Below are 19,593 nucleotides of genomic sequence, written 5' to 3' on the forward strand. Positions count from 1 at the left end.
CGGTGCTCGCTCGGAGGCTCTTATTCCGCCTCGACCGCGGCGCCCTCTCGCTCCGCCGGGGCCGGGCGCGCGAAATTGATCGGAACAGGGTCGAAGTCGTTCTGGTACGAGCCGATCTCCGCGTCCATCTTGATCTCGACGAACTCAGGCCTTTCGTAGCGCATCGGGGACCTCCTGTTTCGGTGTTGTGAACGACGTTGTTCGCTGGCGCAGACGCATGCGTCTCGCGCGCCGCTTCACGGGCTCGCCGGGTGAGATTTCGCGCCGGACAGCCTCAAGTCAAGGCCTGAAGCGCAGAGCCAATAACGTTTGGTGCGCGGGCGCCTCCGGGGTGCGATTCCTTTACCCCTCGACCGGAGAATGCCCGCCGAGCTTGAACGTGATCGCCGGCGCGCCGCGCGCGCAGGCCGAGCGATTCGATTGGATAGGGAAGAGTCCGTGATTTCTGCACGTGATCAGGACAATCCCTGACTCGATTCCGTGAACGGCCCGATTGTGCTCAGTTCGGGATCGAGGTCTATCCGCGGCGCGCCCATGCTCGCCCCGGGCGCCGCGAGCTCTACAGTTCGACGAGCTCCGTCACGACGAGCGTCGCACCGAGAGGCGCCGCGCCCGGACACACGAGATCCTCGCGAGCCTCCTCGGTCGTGCCTTCATGATGTCTGCCCCGCGTTCCGTGGAGCGCCGCGGCGCGCGCCGCCATGTCGCGATGAAGCCGCGTGGAGCACGCGGGGCGCCCACGTGGATCGCCTCAGGACAGCAGAAGCGGTGCCGGTTCTGCCTCGGTCTCCGGCGCGCTCTCTCCCTGCCACGCCGGGAACGGATCCTCGAGCCGGCTCCAGCCGGAGGGCCCCGCGGCCATCTCTTCCGGTGTCAGCAAGCAGGCGTCGAGGCCGCGCATGAGCTCCTCTCGGGCCATGTCGACGCCGATAAAGACGAGCTCCTGCCGCCGGTCGCCCCAGACCGGGTGCCACGCGGCGCTCATCTCGTCGTCCTCCGGCCGCTGCTCCTCGGGCAACGACGCAGCCCAGCGGCCCGCCGCCTCGAACGAGGCGGCGCCCCCGGCCTGCGACCAGGCCCCCGTGACGTCCATGCGCGTCGCGAGCCAGAAGAACCCCTTCGAGCGGAGCACTCCACCCCAGGCGGTCGCGCCGTGGATGAAGGCCCAGAGCCGCTCCGGATGCATCGGGCGCGCTGCGCGGTAGACGAAGCTCTCGATCCCGTACTCCTCGGTCTCGGGCACGTGCTCTCCGCGCAGCTCCCGCATCCAGCCGGGCGAGCGCGCCGCCTCCTCGAAATCGAAGCGTCCCGTGCCGAGGATCTCGCGAGGATCGACCCGGCCGCGGCGGGCCTTGATGATCCGGGCGCCGGGGTTCAGGTGCCGGAGCATCGCCGTGAGCCGCTCGACCTCGTCATCGCTCACGAGATCCGCCTTGTTGAGCACGAGCACGTTCGCGAACTCGACCTGCTCGACGAGCAGATCCGCGACCGTGCGCTCGTCGTCGGCGTCCAGCGCGGCCTCGCGCGCGCGCAGGTCGTCGGCGCTCGTCCAGTCCGCGAGGAACCGCTGCGCGTCGACGACGGTGACGAGCGTGTCGAGCCGGGCGACCTCGGAGAGGCTCTCGCCCGTCGAAGGATCGGCGAAGGTGAACGTCTCGGCGACCGGCAGCGGCTCGGAGATGCCCGTCGACTCGATCAGCAGGTAGTCGAAGCGCCCCTCCGCCGCCAGGCGGGCCACCTCGACGAGGAGATCCTCCCGGAGCGTGCAGCAGATGCAGCCGTTCGACATCTCGACGAGCTTCTCCTCGACGCGGGAGAGCGCCGCGCCCCCGCCCCGCACGAGCGCGGCGTCGACGTTGACCTCGCTCATGTCGTTGACGATCACGGCGACGCGCAGCGCGTCGCGGTTCGCGAGGACGTGGTTGAGCAGCGTGGTCTTGCCGGCGCCAAGGAAGCCGGACAGCACGGTCACAGGGAGTCTTCGGGTCACGTCGAGGTCCTCTCTCGGTCTGGCGCAGTCCTACATAATGAAACTAAATTGCATTTGCAATCAAATGGTCTCTGGCGCGCGCGCCGGGCGCCTCGCGCGCGATGCGGGGCGTCGCGGAGCGGCCGCCCGAGACCGCCCCGGTCGCCGCGCGCAGCTCGGGTCGAGGCGCACGGCGCTCAGGTCGCCGCGCGCAGCTCAGGCCGCCCGGCGCGGCGCGCCGGGCCTCGTCCACCTCGCTCCCTCTCCTGGCGGAGCGTACGTCGGCAGGTGGTATCACCCGACGCGGCGGGGCGCGGCTGAGCCCGGAGGATCCGACTTCTCGTGAAGCGCGAACATTCAGGCGCGGCGCTGGCGGGCCAGGTGTGGCAGCTCGCCTGGCCCGCGATCGCGCACATGCTGCTGCTGACGCTGGTCTTCCTCGTCGGCCGCGGCATGGTCGGGCGCTACTCCACAACCGCGCTCGCCTCGATGCAGATCTCCGGGACGCTCACGTGGACCATCGTCTCGGTCTTCAGCGCGACCTCCGCCGGCACGCTCGCCGTGGTGGCGCGCAGCGTTGGCGCCGGCGACCGCGCCGCCGCCGCGGCCGCGACGCGCGCGTCGCTGGTCTTCGCGCTCGCGCTCGGGGCGGCGGTCGCGCTGCCGCTGCTCGCCGCCTGCGGCCCGCTGCTCCGCGCGCTGTTCCCGAACGCCGGCGCGGCGGTCGTCGAGCAGGCGGCGGCGTACCTCGGCATCGTGCTGCCGGTGCTCCCGCTGGCGTTCGTCGAGGCCGTCGCGGCGGCCGCGCTGCAGGGCGTCGGCGACACGAGGACGCCGCTCGCCGTGGCCACGATCGGCAACCTCGTCAACGTGGCGGTCAGCGCGGTCCTGATCTTCGGCCACCTCGGGCTGCCCGCGCTCGGCGTGCGCGGCGCGGCCGTGGGCGTGGCGTGCACGATGGCGACCGAGGCGCTGCTGTTGACCGCGGCGCTGCTGTCGCGCTCGAGCCCGCTGCCCCTCCGGCCCGCGGCAGCTGCCGCCGCCCCGCAGGCGAGCGCCCCGGCGCTCGCGCGGGTCCTGCGCGTCGCGCTGCCGGCGTTCGCCGAGCGATCCGTCTACCACGCCGGCTACATGGGGTTCGTCGCCATCATCGGGCTTCTCGGCGCCACCGCGATGGCCGCCAACCAGGCGCTCATCGCCGTCGAGTCGGTCTGCTTCCTCTCCGCCGAGGGGTTCGGCATCGCCGCCGGGGCGCTCATGGCGCAGCGCCTCGGCGCGCGCAGCCCCCGCGACGCCGCGCGGGTCGGGCTCGTCGCGGCCCTCATGGCCATCCTCGCCCTCTCCGCGTTCGGCGTCCTGTTCGCGCTCGCCCCGCGCCCGCTCCTGCTCGCGTTCTCCGGCGACCCCGAGCTCCTCGCCGTGGGCGAGCGCGCGCTCCGCATGGCCGCCGTCGCGCAGCCGTTCATGGCGTTCGCCACCGTCATGGGGATGGGGCTCCGCGGCGCCGGCGACACCCGGACCGTGCTCGCCGTGACGCTCGTCTGCTCGCTGCTCGTCCGGCTCGGCGGCACGTGGCTGTTCGCGGTGACCCTCGGCCACGGGCTCGTCGGCGTCTGGATGGGCAGCACCGCCGACTGGATCTGCCGCAGCGTCCTGCTCGCCGTCGCCTTCGCGCGGGGCCGCTGGAAGACCCTCGCCGTCTGACCCGGCCCCGCGCGCCGCCCCGCGCCGCGCTCAGGCCTGCTCCCGCAGGCCCGGGCGCAGCACCCCGAGGAGGATCACGTCGACGACGCGCGCGAGCTGCGCCTCGTCGACGCTCGCGCGATGCTCGATCATCTTGTTCTTGAGGTAGGCCGCGAGCAGCTCGAACGGGAGCATCGGATCGTCGCTCGGCGCGAGCTCGCCCCGCGCGACGGCGCCCTCGACGATGGCCCGCAGCCCGCTCTCCTGGACCGCGCGCAGCGAGCGGGCGATGGCCATGAGCTCCGAGTCGAGCCCCTCGGCGAGGAACACGTGCACGATGCTCTGCCCCACCGGTGACATCTGGATCTCGACGATCGCCCGCCCGAGCGCGATGAGATCCCCGCGGAGCGAGCCCGTGTTCGGCGGGACGATCTTCTCGTCCGTGACCGACAGGAGCGCGGCGCGCACGAGGTCCTCCTTCGTGGGCCAGCGCCGGTAGACGGTGGTCTTGTTCACCCCCGCGCGCGTCGCCACGTCCTCGATCCGGAGCGCGCGGTAGCCCGCGCTCGCGAGCTCCTCCAGCGTCGCCGCGAGGATGCCGCGCACCACCGGCTCGCCGCGCACGAGCGCGCGCTTCTTCGCGGAGCCCCGCCTCGCCGTCCGCTTCGCCGTCGTCGCCTGCTGCATCGACCCGTCATTCAAGTTCCGCCGCGCGGCACACGCCAGCGCAATCTCGCGGCGCGTCGCGCCATCGCGTCGGTTTGTTGCGATGACCGCAACTAATTGTTGCGGTCGACCGCGGCCGTGTTATACCCATCGCAACCATCGGTTGCGATGATCGTAGCGCCGCGCTCGAGGGGCGCGGCGGAGGGCTGGGCGACGGCGGAACGGGCGGGGGCGCGGCGCGCCGCCGGCCGCGAGGTCGCGCTCCGCCCGGACGCGAGGCCGCTCGTGACCGACCCCGCCGCGAGGAATCCTTGAACCACGCCACGACGAAACGCCGCGCCGAAAGCTTCCTCCTCCTCGCCGCGCTCACCGCCTCGGCGGCGGGCTGCGCGTCCAAGGCCAGCGCCGAGAGCGCGACCCAGGCGGCCGCGCCGCCGATCCGGGTCGAGACCACCGAGGTGCGCGAGGCGCCGATGCCGCGCAGCCTCGCGCTCACCGGCACGCTGCGCGGCGACCGGCAGACCGACCTCGCCGCCAACGCGGTGGGCCGCGTGCTCGAGACCTTCGTCGAGCGCGGCGACGCGGTGAAGAAGGGCGATCTGCTCGCGCGCCTCGACGTCCGCGCCGCCGCGCTCACCGCCGCCGAGGCGCAGGCCAACGCCGCGCTGACCCGCGCGCAGGAGGAGACGGCGAGGCGCGAGTGCGACCGCTACCGGGCGCTGCTCGACGGCGGCGCGATCTCCCGGGCCGAGCACGACAGGATCGCCGACCAGTGCCGGAGCGCCCCGCTCTCGGTCGCGGCCGCCACCGCCCGCGCGCGCGCCGCCGCGCAGAGCGTCGGCGACGGCCAGATCCGGGCGCCGTTCGACGCGATGGTCACCGAGCGCTTCGTCGACGTCGGCGAGTACGTCCGCCAGGACTCCAGGGTCGTCGCGCTCGTCTCGAAGGGCGCGCTGCGCCTCGAGTTCGCCGTGCCCGAGGCGAGCCTCGCCGTCGTGAAGACCGGCGGCGCGCTCACGTTCACCGTCCCGGCGTACCCGGGGCGCTCGTTCACGGGCGCCGTGCGCTGGATCGGCGCCGCGGTCCGCGAGGCCACGCGCGACCTCGTGGCCGAGGCCGAGGTCGAGGACCCGGACGGCGCGCTGCGGCCGGGGATGTTCGCGTCGATCGCGCTCGCCACCGGGGAGGCGCCGAGCCCGGTGGTGCCGCGGTCCGCCATCGTCGAGAAGGAGGGGCGCGCGCACCTCTTCGCCGTGGTCGATCGCCGGGTCGAGGAGCGCGTCGTGCAGACCGGCGCGGAGAAGGGCGACCTGGTCGCCGTCCTCCGCGGCGTCCGCGCGGGCGACGCGATCGTGATGAAGCCGCCCCAGGGGCTCGAGAACGGCCAAGCCGTGGAGTGAGGTCGTCATGCAGTGGCTCGCCCGTGTCTGCGTCAAGAGGCCCGTCTTCGCGTCGGTCCTCATGCTGGTCATCGTGGTCCTCGGCGCCGCCGGCTACACCCGGCTCGGCCTCGACCAGTTCCCCGACATCGACGTCCCGTACGTCGTCGTCACGACGCGCCTCGACGGCGCGGCGCCCGAGGAGGTCGAGACCGAGATCTCCGACCGGATCGAGGGCGCGGTGAACACCATCAGCGGCATCGAGGACCTCCGGTCGACGTCGACCCAGGGCGTGAGCCAGGTGGTCGTCGGCTTCGTGCTGGAGAAGGACGCCGACGTCGCCGCCCAGGAGGTGCGCGACAAGATCAGCGCCGTCCTACCCAGCCTGCCCAAGGGCATCGATCCGCCGATCGTGAGCAGGATCGACCTCGGCGCGGCCCCGGTGCTGCTCGTCTCCGTGGAGTCGGACCGGCCGATCCGCGAGCTCAGCGAGATCGCCGACAAGCAGGTGCGCCGGCAGATCGAGGGCATCTCCGGGGTCGGTCAGGTCAACGTGATCGGCGCGCAGAGCCGGCAGATCAACGTCTGGCTCGACCCGATCGCCCTCAGGGCCCAGGGGATCACCGCGGCCGAGGTGCAGCGCGCGATCGCGGCGCAGAACCTGATGACCCCCGGCGGCAGCGTCGAGACCGGGCCCGAGGACCTCACCCTCCGCGTGATGGGGCGCGTCGACTCGCCCGAGGCGCTCGGCCGCATCGTCCTCCGGCAGCGGGACGGCCGCGCCGTGCGCGTCGCGGACGTCGCCCGCGTCGAGGACGGCCGCGCCGAGGAGAAGACGTGGGCCCAGCTCGACCGGGGGCGCACCGTCCTCCTGTCGATCGTCAAGCAGTCGGGCCAGAACACCGTCGCCGTCGTCGACGCCGTGAGGGCGCGCCTCGCCGAGGTGCAGCGCTCGCTGCCCGAGGGGACGAAGATCGAGGTCGTGCGCGACGGCTCGCGGGTGATCCGCACGGGCATCGCCGCCGTGAAGGAGCACCTCGTGCTCGGCGCCCTCCTCGCCGCGGCGGTGGTGCTCCTGTTCCTCGGCAACGCCCGCAGCACCCTGATCGCGGCGCTCGCCATCCCGATCTCGGTCATCGGGACGTTCGCGGTCATGTGGATCGCCGGCTTCACGCTCAACTTCCTCACGCTCCTCGCGCTCGCGCTCGCCGTCGGCATCGTGATCGACGACGCGATCGTCGTGCTCGAGAACATCGTCCGCTACATCGATGAGAAGGGCATGAAGCCGTTCCCGGCGGCCGTCCTGGCGACGAAGGAGATCGGCCTCGCGGTGCTCGCGACCACGCTCTCGCTCATGGCGGTCTTCATCCCGGTCGCGTTCATGCCCGGCATGGTGGGGCGCTTCCTCAAGAGCTTCGGCCTCACGATGGCCTTCGCCATCGGGGTCTCGCTCATCGTGAGCTTCTCGCTCACGCCCTCGCTCGCCGCGCGGTGGCTCTCGGGGCACAGGCGAGAGGGCGCGCACGCGAAGCCCTCGATCCTCGAGCGCGCCGTCGACGTGTTCTACCGGCCGATCGAGCGCGCCTACATGGCCGCGCTCGCGTGGGTGATGAAGCGCCGCTGGGTGATCGTCGTCGCGTCCGTGGCCGCGCTCGGCTCGTGCGGCCCCATCGCCAAGACGCTGCCCGCCGGGTTCCTCCCGGAGGACGATCAGGCGCAGTTCGAGATCAGCCTGCGCGCGCCGGAGGGGACGAGCCTCACCTCGACCCGCCTCATCGCCGAGCGGATCGCCGACGACGTGCGCCGGCTCCCGGGCGTCGTCAGCACGCTCATGACGGTCGGCGAGGGGGAGCAGCAGGCCTCGAACATCGCCAAGATCTACGTGATGCTCGTCGATCCGGAGCAGCGCGCGCTCGGGCAGCTCGAGATCATGCAGAGGGCGCGCGGCGAGATCCTCGCGAAGCTGCCGCCCGAGCTGCGCGTCACGGCCGGCGAGGTGCAGGCGATCTCGTCCGGCGGCCAGTCGTCGGGGCGGATCCAGGTGGCGCTCCAGGGGCCGGATCTCGACCGGCTGGCCGAGTACGCGACGCGCATCACCGAGGAGCTGCGGAAGGTCCCCGGCGCGGTGGACGTCGACAACAGCCTCGTCGTGGGCAAGCCCGAGCTCCGCGCGATCATCGATCGCGATCGCGCCGCCGATCTCGGCGTCCAGGTGGCCGACGTGGCCGGCGCGCTCCAGCTCTTCGTCGGCGGGCTCAAGGTCTCGACGTACTCGGAGGCCGGCGAGCAGTACGACGTCCGCATGCGCGCCGACGCGAAGCACCGGGCGGACGCGCAGGGCCTCTCGTTCCTCTCGGTCCCCTCGTCCAAGCACGGCGCCGTCCCGCTCGACAGCGTGGTCGCGCTGGAGCCCGACAGCGGGCCCTCGTCGATCGGCCGCCTCGGCCGGCGCCGGCAGATCACGATCAGCGCGAACGCCGCGCCCGGCGTCGGCGACACGGCGGTGCAGGCGGCGCTCGACCGGATCATCGCCGAGCAGAAGATGCCGGCGGGCTACTCCACGCAGGCGGTGGGGAGCTCGAAGAACACGGCGAGCACGGCGACGAGCTTCGCCGTGGTCATCGGCCTCGCGTTCGTGTTCATGTACCTGATCCTCGCGGCGCAGTTCGAGTCGTGGCTCCACCCGATCACGATCCTGCTCTCGCTGCCGCTCACGGTCCCGTTCGCGCTGCTGTCGCTGAAGCTCTTCGGCCAGTCGCTGAACCTCTTCTCGGGGCTCGGCCTCCTCGTCCTCTTCGGCGTGGTGAAGAAGAACGCGATCCTCCAGATCGACCACACGAACCACCTGCGGGCCGAGGGGATGCCGCGGCTCCAGGCGATCCTCCAGGCGAACAAGGACCGGCTCCGGCCGATCTTGATGACGACGATCGCCTTCGTCGCCGGCATGATCCCGCTCGTGCTGTCGCACGGCGTCGGCTCGGGCCAGAACCGGACGACCGGGGCCATCGTGCTCGGCGGCCAGTCGCTCTCCCTGGTCCTCACGCTGCTCGCGGTGCCGGTGGCCTACTCGCTCTTCGACGACGCGGCCGAGTGGCTCCGCCGCCGCCGGGGCAGGCGGGCGGAGGACAGGGGCGAGGCCGAGCTCGACGCGCTGCTCGCCGCGCCCGAAGCGAGCGCGGCGGCGGGCGGCGAGTGAGGCGCGCGCCGGCGGCGCCGGCGGCCGAGCGCCGCCGGAGAGCCAGCGCCGCCGGAGAGCCAACGCCGCCGGAGAGCCAGCGCCGCCTCAGGCCGCCGGCCGGTGCGGGCGCGCCGCTGGCGGCCGCTCAGGCGGCGCGGGAGCGCACGTCGTAGCCGGCCCCGCGCACGGCCTCGACCAGCGCTTCCACGGGCGCGCGGGCCGGGTCGTGCTGCACGACGACGGTGCCCTCGCGCAGGCGCACGTCGACCCTGGCGACGCCGTCGAGCCCGCGCAGCGCGCCGTCGATGTGGCGAATGCAGGACGGGCAGCTCATCCCGCCGACCTGGAGGGTAGTCTCTTTCATGGTGTCTTCCTTTCGGCGGCCCAGCGGCCGCTCACCTCCGAAGACGCAGCCGCCCGGCTTCATTACACCGCGCCCGCGCCGCTGCGCTCCGGGCGCCCCCTGCGCGGCCAGGCAACGCCGCGGGCCGGCCGAGGTCGGACCGCCCGGCGCTTACAGGATGGGATCGATGCGGTAGACGCGGCTCGATCGCAGGTCGACGAAGTAGAGCTTGCCGTCCGGCCCGAAGGTGAATCCGGCGAGCGAGCCCGCCGGCAGGCCGGTATCCAACGTGCGGACCAGCCGTCCTGTCAGGTCGAAGGCATAGAATCGGCTGGTGGCGTGATCGGTGGCGTAGACGATGCCGTCGTGGACCTCGATCCCGCTCGGCGCCTGGAGCGTCCCCGGGGGGACGAGCTCGGTCAGCGTGGCCCCGTCGACGTGCTTGCGTGCCCTGACCGGCTCTTGCCCGTCGAAGCCCGCGCCGGGCGCGCCGCTCGCGGTATCCAGCTTGAGCAGCCGGCCGTGACCGGTGTCGGCGACGTAGAGATGGCGGTCCTCGGCGCGATAGAAGACGTGGCTCGGCGCGTCGTCGCTGCCGAGCACCTCGCCGGCGGCATAGCGGAGGATCGCGCCGTCGGCGTGGTCGTCGTTCCCGGGGCCGTGATCGTGGGCGAAGTCGTACCGGTCGAGCGCGAGGTCGTGGCCGTTGAAGACCCAGTAGACGTTGCCCGCCTCGTGCGCGATGCCCTTGCAGAAGGGGCTGGAGTGGAGCATGTCGAGGTGCGACCCGAGGCCGTCGGGCGTCGATTTGGCGAAGATCGCGAGGTCCGACGAGAAGAGCGTCGGACCCATGAAATCATTGCCGCCGTTGTCGTTGTCGCCGCAGACCCCGAACGTGCCTGCGTCGCCGAAGTCGATCGCCGGCGGCCGGTTCATGAAGTGCGCTGCGGCCGGGTCGCGGAGGCGGATCGAGGCGCTGTCCGGCGCGCCGGGCCGCGTGATGATGATCACGCTGTCGTCCAGGCGGTTGACGACCCAGAGCTCCTCGGGCCGCTCGGGGTTGAAGGCGAGATCGGTCGGCTCACGCTGCCTGTCCTGCTCGTGGACGGGCACGAGCGCGACCGACGACGGACTGCCATCCTTCACGCCGATCGGGGATCCGGGCGGGAGCGCGACGCACTCGCCGCGCGCCTGATCGCACAGGGGCGTTTCGGGGGCGGGGGCGCAATCCGGCGAGGCCTTGCAGAGCAGCGGCGGCCCCGGCGCGGCGTCCGGGTCTGCCCCGGAGCAGGCCGACACGAGTCCCACGCTGGCCAGGACGAGCACCCTTTGAAGCATCGCGTCTGCCTCCCAGTTGTCGGTGACGCGGACATTGTGACCCGGCCGGTCACGCTGGCCATCCCTTTCACGCTGGCCATCCCTTTGTGGCGTGGCTCCTTGTGGCGTGGCTCCTTGTGTCGTGGCTCCCGGGGCCCTTGCGTCGGGGCGGCGGCAGACGGGGTGGCGGAAGCGGGAGCCGGGCGGCGGAAGCGGGGGCGGGGTGGCGGCAGGCGGGCCCCGAGGTTAGCCTCATGCGTCATGAGCGAGACCGAGCGAGCCCCGGAAGGCGCCGAGCGTGCGAGGGAGGACGCCGAGCCTGCGAGCGCGGACGGCGCCGCGCCTGGGAGCTCGGCCGATGTGGTCGCGACGCTGGTCGAGAGCCACCGGGAGTTCCTGCGATTCCTGGAGCGCAAGGTCGGCAATCGGGCGATCGCCGAAGACATCCTGCAGGACGCGTTCGTGCGGGGCATCGGCCGGATCGACAGCCTGCGCAACGATGAGTCCGCCACGGCGTGGTTCTATCGGACCCTCCGGAATGCCGTGGTGGACCATTTCCGGCGCAAGGGGGCGTCGGAGCGGGCAATGGCCGCGCTGGCCACCGAGCTCGACGAGGTGGCCGAGCCGCAGGTGGAGCAGCGCGCCGTCTGCCAGTGCGTCCGGGCGCTGGCCGGCACGCTGAAGCCCGAGTACGCCGCCGCGCTCCAGCGCGTGGAGGTCGACGGGCTCTCGGTCCAGGCGTTCGCCGAGGAGGCGTCGATCACCGCGAACAACGCGGCGGTGCGCCTCTTCCGCGCGCGCGAGGCGCTCCGCAAGCAGGTGACCGCGTCGTGCGGGACCTGCGCCGAGCACGGGTGCGTCGACTGCTCGTGCGACCCGGTGCCGCCAAGAGCGGCGAAGGACGAGCCGGAGCCGCGGCGAGGCTGCGGGCACGGGGCGGGGCACCGCGGACCGGTCGGGTGAGGCGGCGGGCTCGAAGGCGCCGATCAGCTCGCTGGCGCTCGGCCTGTTCGGTCGTTCCCGGAAGGTGCGCGGCGCCCTCCAGCGGGGCGGCGGCGGATGGCTGGATGTCTATCCGTTGTAGTAGGGATAATCCTCTGTGTCGCCGATGACGGTTCCAGCGCGGTACCTTCCACCCTCGTGCACGGAGTAATGGCACGATTGACAGAGGATGACGCAGTTGTCCAGGCTGCTCGTCCCGCCGAATCGGATGGGGCGTATGTGGTGCGCCTGCGCCGCCTCGCCGTAAAAATGCGCTGAATTTCCTGCGCTGTCGATGCTGGCGATGTGCTCGCCGCAGCTCCCGCAGCGGGAATATTGCCGGCACAGGGCGGATTGCTTGGTGGATTCGGAGGAGCCTTCGGGTCGTGACATGTCGCGTGACTCCTGTGCTTTCCCGGTGAGCGATCGGCCCTCTGCGCTGTAAGGCGATCGGAGACGCCGCCCCGTGTCGAGGCGACGTGCGTCCGGCAGGGGGCGCCCAGCAGGGTAGGTCGGATCGCGTGACGAATCCGGGACGCTGGCCGGAATTTACGAGGTGGAAGGCGGCTGCTCTGGCGCCTGCGGGAGCTGCCGCAGGAGCCGGGCACGCCGCCCGGAAATCCAGCATGGCTGCAACCACCCGAGAGATGACCCGATGCCCTCAGTCACGCATGAAGCCCTGGTCGAGCTGTTCAAGAACCGCCCGAGGCTGGCCGCCGAGATGTTGCAAGACGCGCTCGGCCAGCCGGTTCCCGCCTTCACGGAGGCGCGCGTCGAGTCCTCCGACCTGGCCGAGGTCGTGCCCTCGGAGCGGCGGGCGGACGTCATCGTCGTGCTGCTGGTGAGCGAGCAGCAGCGGCCGGCGATGGCGATCGTGGTCGAGGTCCAGCTCGGCGTGGATCCGGACAAGCCGTACGTCTGGCCGGTGTACGTGACCCAGACGAGGGCGCGGCACCGCTGTCCGACGCGGCTGCTGGTGGCGACGATCGACGCGGCGATGGCGCGGTGGAGCGCGCGGCCGATCGACACGGGCCACCCTGGCTGGACGCTGACGCCGCTGGTGCTCGGGCCCGAGGGCGTCCCGGTCGTCACGGACGCCGAGCAGGCGAAGGCGGCGCCGGAGGTGGTGGTGCTGTCGGCGATGGCGCACGGGGAGGGGGAGGCAGGGGAGGCGATCGGGGTGGCGTTCCTGGCGGCGGCAGCCGGGCTCGATCAGGAGCGCCGGGCCCTGTACGCGGACGTGGTGCTATCCTCGCTGAACGCAGCGGCGAGGCGGACATTGGAGGCGATGATGAAGAGCGGATACCAGTACCAGAGCGAGTTCGCGCGTAGCTACGTGGCCAAGGGCCGGGAGGAAGGGGTGCGCGAGGGCACCCTGAAGACCAAGGCGCACGACGTGCTCGCCTTCCTCGAGGCCCGCGGGCTGGAGGTCCCCGCCGACGTCCAAGAGCGCGTGCTCGCGAGCACCGACATCGCCGAGCTGGACCGGTGGGTCCGCCGCGCTGCGGTCGTCAGCGACGCCCGCGAGCTCCTCGCCACGAACGGCTCCTGAGCGCGCGACCGCGCCCTGCCGACAGCCCCAATCCCTCGCACGCCAGCGACGCTGAGACACCCGGCCTGGCCCCCGCGGGGCACCGCGCCAGAGCAGGAGACATCTGCCGGCGATTCGCTCGCCCGAGGAGCGAAGTCTACCGCGCCCTGCCGACGGCGGCGGTGAGCACCTGCCGAAAACCGGGCGGCAGCATGGAGCACGCGTGCATCACCCGATCCATCCCGCCGAACTCTTCGACATCCTGGGCCGTGATCTCGGGAAGGCCCGGATCCCGCCCTGCCTCGAGCTGCGCCCGGTAGGTCATGAGCTTGTCGACGAGGTTCTCCGGATACCACCAGAAGCTCAGCGAGATGCTCTTCTCGAGCGACGTGACGTAATGCCAATGATCCCTCGGTAAATACAGGATGTCGCCAGGCCCCACGACCGTCTGCATCATCCTGGCCTCCGCGAGCCTGGGATGCTTGGCGCGATCCCAGGCGTCGAGGAGAATCTCGCTCTTGACGTTCGTGCTGTCGGAGCTGGCGGTGCACATGCAGTCGTCATATGCCGGCGGCACCAGCACGAATTGCTTCTTCCCGCAGATCTGCACGAAGCAGTTCTCGTTGCGGAGAAATGGTATCTGATAATAGTAATCCTTGTGAAAGTGCGCGATCGTCCCTGACGGCCCCACCCACAAGGCCACCGTGAGCTGGCGCGGCATCGGGACGTACGGCGGTACCTCGTAGTAGTCCGAGATCCCGCGGAAATCGCTCGCCTCGAGCTGATCTCCGTACGCCTCCGTCGCGTCGAGGCTGCGGAGATAGTCTCTCAGCCGGATGCGGCCGACCTTCTCCGCGCCCACGGGATCGGTGCTGAACGCGATCTCCTGCGAGCCGTACGTCTCGTCGAGCCAGTCGAAGCTCCACCGGCGCGTCCACGAGGACGCGCCGCCCTCGATGACGACCGGGGTCTTGGTCTTGTAGTACGTCCGTCGAAACGCCTCGACCGACAGCGAGCCCACCCGTTCGATCTCGCTGACCTGGAGGCCCATGGCCGTTAGATTGAGCATGTCGAGTTCTCCTTCTGAAGCGCGCCTTCCGGAGCGAGCCCCTCGGCTACACGCTGGCCGCGGCGAGCGCCTGACCGAAGATCCTCGCCACCTCGTCGATCTGGGCGGCCGTGATGACGAGCGGCGGGAGGAACCGCATCACGCCGCCGTGGCGCCCGCCGCGCTCCACGATCAGCCCGCGCCGCAAGCACTCGTGCTGCACGCGCGCGGCGAGCTCCGGGTGGGCGGGGCGGGCCCCGAGCGCGTTCGGCACGGCCGCGGCGTCCACGAGCTCCACGCCGACCATCAGGCCGCGGCCGCGCACGTCGCCGATGCACGCGAACCGCTCGCCGAGCGCGGCGAGCTGCTGCATGAGCCGCGCGCCGAGCTCCGCGGCCGCGGCGTCGAGGCGCTCGGCGCGCAGGACCGCGAGCGTGGCCGACCCCGCCGCCATCGCGAGCTGGTTGCCGCGGAACGTGCCCGCGTGGGCGCCCGGCCGCCAGGTGTCGAGGCGCTCGTGGTAGACCACCACCGAGAGCGGCAGCCCGCCGCCCAGCGCCTTCGACAGGACCACGACGTCCGGCTCGATGCCGGCGTGCTCGAACGCGAACATGCGCCCGGTCCGCCCGAAGCCCGACTGCACCTCATCGAGGATCAGCGGGATACCGTAGCGCGTCGCCAGCCCCCGCAGCCCCTTCAGCCAGGCCACGGGCGCCGGGATGACGCCCCCCTCGCCCTGCACGGCCTCGATGATGATGGCAGCCGGCTTGGGCACGCCGCTCTCCGGGTCGGACAGCAGGTTCTCGATGTAGGCGAGCGAGGCCGCGATACCGGCGTCGCCGCCGAGCCCGAACGGGCACCGGTACTCGTACGGATACGGCAAGAACTGGACGCCGTGCAGGCTGTGGCCGAGCGCCACCTTGGGGCCGAGATTGCCCATCAAGGTGAGCGCGCCCTGCGTCATGCCGTGATACGCGCCGTGGAACGCGAGCACCGTGCCGCGCCCGGTGGCGATCTTGGCCAGCTTCAGCGCGGCCTCGACGGCGTCCGCCCCGGTGGGGCCGCAGAACTGGATGCGCGCGTGGCGGGCGAAATCGGCCGGCAGCGCGCCGAGCACGTCCTGCATGAAGCGGTCCTTCACGGGCGTCGTGAAATCGAGCCCGTGGAGCGGCAGCCCCGAGCGCAGGGTGCGCTCCATGACCTCGATCACCGCAGGGTGGTTGTGGCCGAGCGCGAGGGTGCCGGCCCCGGCCAGGCAATCGATGAACACGCGCCCCTCGACGTCCTCCACATAGACGCCCTGCGCGCGGGCCAGCGCCAGCGGCAGGCGCCGCGGGTACGTGCGGGCGCTCGACTCCCGCTGCCGCTGCCGCTCGAGCAGCGGATGATCCCCGAGATCGTACGGCGCGCGCCGCCGGTGGCGCTCGGCCAGCTCGGCGACGAGGCCCGCGTGGAGGGTCGGTTTCAGCGCCACAGGGACCTGGTCCAGGGCGGGCACGTTCGAAGCTGCAGATAGGCTCATCGGGTACTCCCTAGCGAGACGGGTTGGTCGATTCCGGGCGTTCCGGGGCGCGCTCCCCCAGGTCCAAGGTCTCCAGGGCCGCGCGTACGCGCGCATGCACGTGGGCCCCCTGCACGGCGGCGACGTGATCGCCGGACACGATCTCCGCGCGCACCGCGCCGGCCGTGTACTGCTGCCAGTCCACGGGCGGGCCGCCGCGGCGCTCGATCGTCTGGGCGCTCCACCACACGTGGATGGGCGCCCGGAGGCTGCGCGGCGGCAGCTCGTTCAAGTACACGGCCGCGTCCCGGAGCAGCGCGTACCGGGGGTGGAAGGCGGCGGCCGGCACGTCGCCCGGCACGAAGCCGCGCGCCTGGGCCCACCGTACGGCCTCGTTCACGCGGTCGACCTCGCCCAGCCCCGAGAGCCGCGCGCGCAAGGCGTCGAGCTCCGCCGGCGGGAGCGCGAGCAACGCCGCCCCGCGGTCCAGCGCGACGTACGCGGCGAGCTCCTCCACGGCGTCCGGCTCGCCCGACGCGTAGACGCGCGTGCGCGGCTGCGTGTCCAGGAGGCCGACGAAGGCGACCGTCTCGCGCTGCTCCTCCAGCGCCCGAGCGACGGCGAGCGCCAGCACGCCGCCCAGCGACCACCCCAGCAGGAGATAGGGGCCGCGGGCCTGCCGCTCCCGGATCTCGCGCGACAGCCGCTCGGCGATCCGCCGGATCGACGCCGCCTCGGCCTCGCGCGCGAGCGCCGGGCCCAGCTCGAGCCCGAGCACGGGCTGGTCGTCGCCGAGGGCGCCGGCGAGGCCCTCGTACGCCGTGACATGCCGGCCCGTGGGATCCACGCAGAAGAGCGGCGGGCGCGACCCGGCCGCGCGGAGCGCCACGACGCTCGACGCCGGACGCTCGCCGTCGAGCAGCCGCGCGAGGCCCGCCACGGTCGGCGCCTCGAAGATCGCCATCAGCGACAGCGAGCCGCCGAGCGCCTGCTGGATCCGGTGCATCAGCGGGATCGCCAGCAGCGAGTGCCCGCCGAGGTCGAAGAAGTCGTCCTCGACGCCCACCTGCGGGCGCCCGAGGACGTCGGCCCAGATCTTCGCGAGCGCCTCCTCGACCGGCGTCCGCGGCGCGACGTACGCGCGCCGCCGCCGCGCCGCAGGGCTGGGCAGCGCGCGCCGATCCACCTTTCCGTTCGCGGTCAGCGGGAGCGCGCGCAGCTGCACGACGTCGCTCGGGTGCATGTGCTCGGGGAGCCGCTCCCTCAGAAACCCGCGCAGCGCAGCCTCGTCGATCGCGCCGTCCCGGGGGACGACGTACGCGACGATGGTCGACCCGACCGCGCCGTCCTGGCGCGCGGCGATGACGACCGCCTGCCCGACCGCCGGATGCTCCCGGACGCGCGCCTCGATCTCCCCGAGCTCGACCCGATGACCGCGGATCTTCAGCTGGTGATCGCGCCGGCCCATGAACTCGATGGCGCCGTCGGGCCGGTAGCGCGCCCGATCGCCCGTCCGGTAGAGGCGCGCGCCCGCGCCGAAGGGGTGCGGCACGAACCGTTCCGCGGTCAGATCGGGCTGGCCGAGGTACCCGCGCGCAAGCCCGGCCCCGCCGAGGTACAGCTCGCCCACCGTGCCCGCCGCCGCTGGCTCCAGGCGCTCGTCGAGGACGTACGCCTCCGCGTTGGCCAGCGGGCGGCCGATCGGCACCGAGGCGCACCCGCGCCGATCGCGCAGATCGCAGAGCGGCAGCACCAGCGCGCCCACCGTCGTCTCGGTCGGCCCGTAGTGGTTGACCACCGCGCAGCCGCTCGAGAGCGCCGCGATCCGGTCGACGAGCGCGAGCGGCAGCGCCTCGCCGCCCAGCACGAGGAGCCGTCGCGGCAGCACCGCCACCCCGGCGCCCGCGTCGAGCAGCGCGCTCAGGTGGGACGGCACGATCTTCAGCACGTCGATCGGCCAGCGCCGGGTGTACTCCGAGAAGAGCCGCCCGTCGGTGGCCGTCTCGTAGCCGATCACGTGCAGGCACCCGCCCGTGGCGAGGGCGCCGAAGATGCTCGTGTTGCCGAGATCGGCGGTCAGCGTCGAGACGGTCGCGAAGTGCAGCCCGGCCTCGATCCCGAGCGCCTCGCACACCGACCGGGTGTAGCTGGCGACGCCGCGGTGCGTGACGGCGACGCCCTTGGGCTCACCCGTGGACCCCGACGTGAAGACGACGGACGCGAGATCGTCGAGCAGCACCGGCACGCCCGGGTCGCCGGCGGGCTCGGCGTCGAGCAGCGCCGCGTCGTCCACGCAGAGCACGGCGCAGTCCGCGGCCGGCAGCCGGGCGCGGGCCGCCGCGTTCGTGACGAGGACCGAGAGGCCCGCGCGGCGGATCTGCTGGCCGAGCCGCTGCGCGGGCGCGTGCGGGTCGAGCGGCACGTAGGCCCCGCCGGCCTTGAGGATGCCGAGGAGGCCCGCGATCATGTCCGCGGAGCGCTCGCAGCAGAGGCCGACCGGGCTGCCGCCGCCGACCCCCCGCCGGCGGAGGTGGTGCGCGAGCCGGTTGGCCTGCCGGTTCAGCGCGCCGTACGTCAGCCGCCGCTCGCCCCCGACCACGGCCAGCGCGTCGGGCTGCCGCGCGGCGTGCTCCTCGAACGCGGCGTGCAGGCACCGCGGCGGCGCCGCGTCGTGCGCCGCGCCCCGGCCCGTCGCGAGCCGCCGCGCCCGCTCCGCCGGGCCGAGCAGGCCGAGGCTCGAGGCCGGCGCCGACCAGGCCTCGGCCACGCTCCCGAGCAGCGCCCGGTACTGCTCCGCCATCGCCAGGGCGCCCTCCGCCCCGCACCGGCGCGCGTCGTACCAGAGCGAGAGCCGCACGCGGCCCTGCCCTTCCTGGGCCGAGAGCGCGAGCTTGAGCCCGTCAGCGCCCGTGCACGTTCGCTCGAGCCGCCACGAGAGGCCCCCCGCGGCCCGGGGCTCCGGGAGCGACAGGAGCTCGAAGCCGACGGCGCTGGCGTGCCATCCGCCGTCGGCCGGCGAGCCGGGATCGAAGGACTCCTGCTCCTCCGCCGCCTCCTCGACGCCGGCCTGCGCCCGGCGCGAGAGCTCGGCGAACCCGAGCGCGTCGTCCACGCGGCACGGCACCGGGAGCCACTTGGCCACCGGGCCCATGACCTCCTGGACGTCCTCCATCCTCCGCCCGTCCGAGGCCACGGCGACGACGAGCTCCCGCGACCCGCCGAGGCGCGCGAGGTGGACCTGCCAGGCCGCGAGCAGGACCGAGGAGAGCCGGGTCCCCTCGCCGCGGGCCAGCGCGCTCAGCCGGTCGAGCAGCGCCGCGTCGACCTCGATCGCGACGGACTCCTCGGAGGCGCCGCCCTCCTCGGCGGCGCCCTCGAACGGGAGGACGAGGGGCGCCGCCGCCGGACCCCGGGCGCCCTGCGCCGCGCCGACGAGATCGTTCTGCCACTCGGCGAACTGGGCATACTGCACCGGCTCCGCCCCGAGCGCCCCTCGATCGTCGGCGGCGTAGGCCTCGGCCAGCTCGCCGAACAGGAGGCGCAGCGTCCACGCGTCGGCGCACAGCGCGGGCGCGGCGACGAGCAGATCGTGCCGCCGCGCGGCGCGGCGCACCAGCCACACGTGGAGGAGCGGCCCGCGCTCGAGGTCGAACCCGAGCCGCGCGGCGTCGCGCCAGAGCGCCTCGGCGTGCGCCTCCTGCTCGCCGGCCGCGCGGCCGGTCAGATCCACGCGGCGCCACGCGGGCGCCGCCTCGCCGACGGCTTGCAGCGGAAACCTGAGGCGCGCGTCCCGGCGGAACGTCGTCCTCAGGATCTCGTGGCGCGCCACGACGCGGGCGAGGGCGCCCGAGAGCCGCGCGGGATCGAGATCTCCCTCCAGCCGGAGGAGCCCGCGCGCGCACGCCGCGGCCCCGCGCTGATGGAGCGCCCACAGGTGCCGCTGCTGCGGCGACAGGCGCACGCCCTGGACGCTCGGCGTCGACTCCGCGACCTTCAT

At 73.0% G+C, this 19,593-nt stretch carries 14 protein-coding genes; 5 read left to right on the forward strand and 9 right to left on the reverse strand.

The features are described from left to right. Positions 1-20 precede the first annotated feature (20 nt). Positions 21-164 (reverse strand): hypothetical protein, encoded by a 144-nt coding sequence (locus WMF20_RS46580; protein WP_437608172.1) that lies wholly within the window; start codon positions 162-164, stop codon positions 21-23. Between the two features lie 587 nt (positions 165-751). Continuing rightward, positions 752-1,990, reverse strand: a complete 1,239-nt coding sequence (zigA, locus tag WMF20_RS46585; protein WP_437608173.1) for a zinc metallochaperone GTPase ZigA — start codon at positions 1,988-1,990, stop codon at positions 752-754. A gap of 321 nt (positions 1,991-2,311) precedes the next feature. Between zigA and WMF20_RS46590 the strand changes: the two genes are divergently transcribed. Next, positions 2,312-3,673 (forward strand): MATE family efflux transporter, encoded by a 1,362-nt coding sequence (locus WMF20_RS46590; protein ID WP_437608174.1) that lies wholly within the window; start codon positions 2,312-2,314, stop codon positions 3,671-3,673. Positions 3,674-3,703: 30 nt separating this feature from the next. On the opposite strand, the gene WMF20_RS46595 is transcribed toward WMF20_RS46590, so the two are convergent. Next, positions 3,704-4,339, reverse strand: a complete 636-nt coding sequence (locus WMF20_RS46595) for a TetR/AcrR family transcriptional regulator (protein WP_437608175.1) — start codon at positions 4,337-4,339, stop codon at positions 3,704-3,706. A 290-nt stretch (positions 4,340-4,629) separates the two neighbouring features. On the opposite strand from WMF20_RS46595, the gene WMF20_RS46600 reads away from it, so the two are divergent. Continuing rightward, positions 4,630-5,718 (forward strand): efflux RND transporter periplasmic adaptor subunit, encoded by a 1,089-nt coding sequence (locus tag WMF20_RS46600; protein ID WP_437608176.1) that lies wholly within the window; start codon positions 4,630-4,632, stop codon positions 5,716-5,718. A 7-nt stretch (positions 5,719-5,725) separates the two neighbouring features. Continuing rightward, positions 5,726-8,893 (forward strand): efflux RND transporter permease subunit, encoded by a 3,168-nt coding sequence (locus WMF20_RS46605; RefSeq protein ID WP_437608177.1) that lies wholly within the window; start codon positions 5,726-5,728, stop codon positions 8,891-8,893. A gap of 127 nt (positions 8,894-9,020) precedes the next feature. Here the strand turns inward: WMF20_RS46605 and WMF20_RS46610 are convergent, their stop codons facing one another. Next, the gene (locus WMF20_RS46610; RefSeq protein WP_437608178.1) at positions 9,021-9,239 is read right to left on the reverse strand and encodes a heavy-metal-associated domain-containing protein; all 219 of its coding nucleotides are present in this window, start codon (positions 9,237-9,239) and stop codon (positions 9,021-9,023) included. A gap of 150 nt (positions 9,240-9,389) precedes the next feature. Continuing rightward, positions 9,390-10,556: a hypothetical protein gene (locus WMF20_RS46615; protein WP_437608179.1), complete on the reverse strand. Its 1,167-nt coding sequence runs from the start codon at positions 10,554-10,556 to the stop codon at positions 9,390-9,392. 240 nt (positions 10,557-10,796) lie between these two features. On the opposite strand from WMF20_RS46615, the gene WMF20_RS46620 reads away from it, so the two are divergent. Continuing rightward, complete coding sequence (locus WMF20_RS46620) at positions 10,797-11,498, forward strand: RNA polymerase sigma factor (protein WP_437608180.1); 702 nt, start codon at positions 10,797-10,799, stop codon at positions 11,496-11,498. A gap of 108 nt (positions 11,499-11,606) precedes the next feature. On the opposite strand, the gene WMF20_RS46625 is transcribed toward WMF20_RS46620, so the two are convergent. Then, a complete protein-coding gene (locus WMF20_RS46625; protein ID WP_437608181.1) occupies positions 11,607-11,909 on the reverse strand; it encodes an HNH endonuclease in 303 nt (100 codons plus the stop codon). Between the two features lie 262 nt (positions 11,910-12,171). Here WMF20_RS46625 and WMF20_RS46630 point away from each other — a divergent pair, with 262 nt between their 5' ends. Next, entirely contained in the window at positions 12,172-13,068 is an 897-nt protein-coding gene (locus WMF20_RS46630) for a hypothetical protein (protein ID WP_437608182.1), read from the forward strand. Between the two features lie 136 nt (positions 13,069-13,204). On the opposite strand, the gene WMF20_RS46635 is transcribed toward WMF20_RS46630, so the two are convergent. From WMF20_RS46635 to WMF20_RS46645, 3 genes are read right to left on the reverse strand one after another with little or no spacing between them, the layout of a single operon-like run. Further along, on the reverse strand, positions 13,205-14,116 hold the full coding sequence (locus WMF20_RS46635; RefSeq protein WP_437608183.1) for a cupin-like domain-containing protein: 912 nt from the start codon (positions 14,114-14,116) through the stop codon (positions 13,205-13,207). 46 nt (positions 14,117-14,162) lie between these two features. Beyond that, the gene (locus WMF20_RS46640; protein WP_437608184.1) at positions 14,163-15,617 is read right to left on the reverse strand and encodes a diaminobutyrate--2-oxoglutarate transaminase; all 1,455 of its coding nucleotides are present in this window, start codon (positions 15,615-15,617) and stop codon (positions 14,163-14,165) included. 10 nt (positions 15,618-15,627) lie between these two features. After that, positions 15,628-19,593 carry a non-ribosomal peptide synthetase gene (locus WMF20_RS46645; protein WP_437617240.1) on the reverse strand — a complete coding sequence of 1,322 codons (3,966 nt, stop codon included), beginning with the start codon at positions 19,591-19,593 and terminating at the stop codon, positions 15,628-15,630.

Origin of the sequence: Sorangium sp. So ce834 (genome assembly GCF_051521425.1) — a bacterium.
In the GTDB taxonomy this organism is placed as follows: Bacteria; Myxococcota_A; Polyangia; order Polyangiales; family Polyangiaceae; genus Sorangium; species Sorangium cellulosum_D.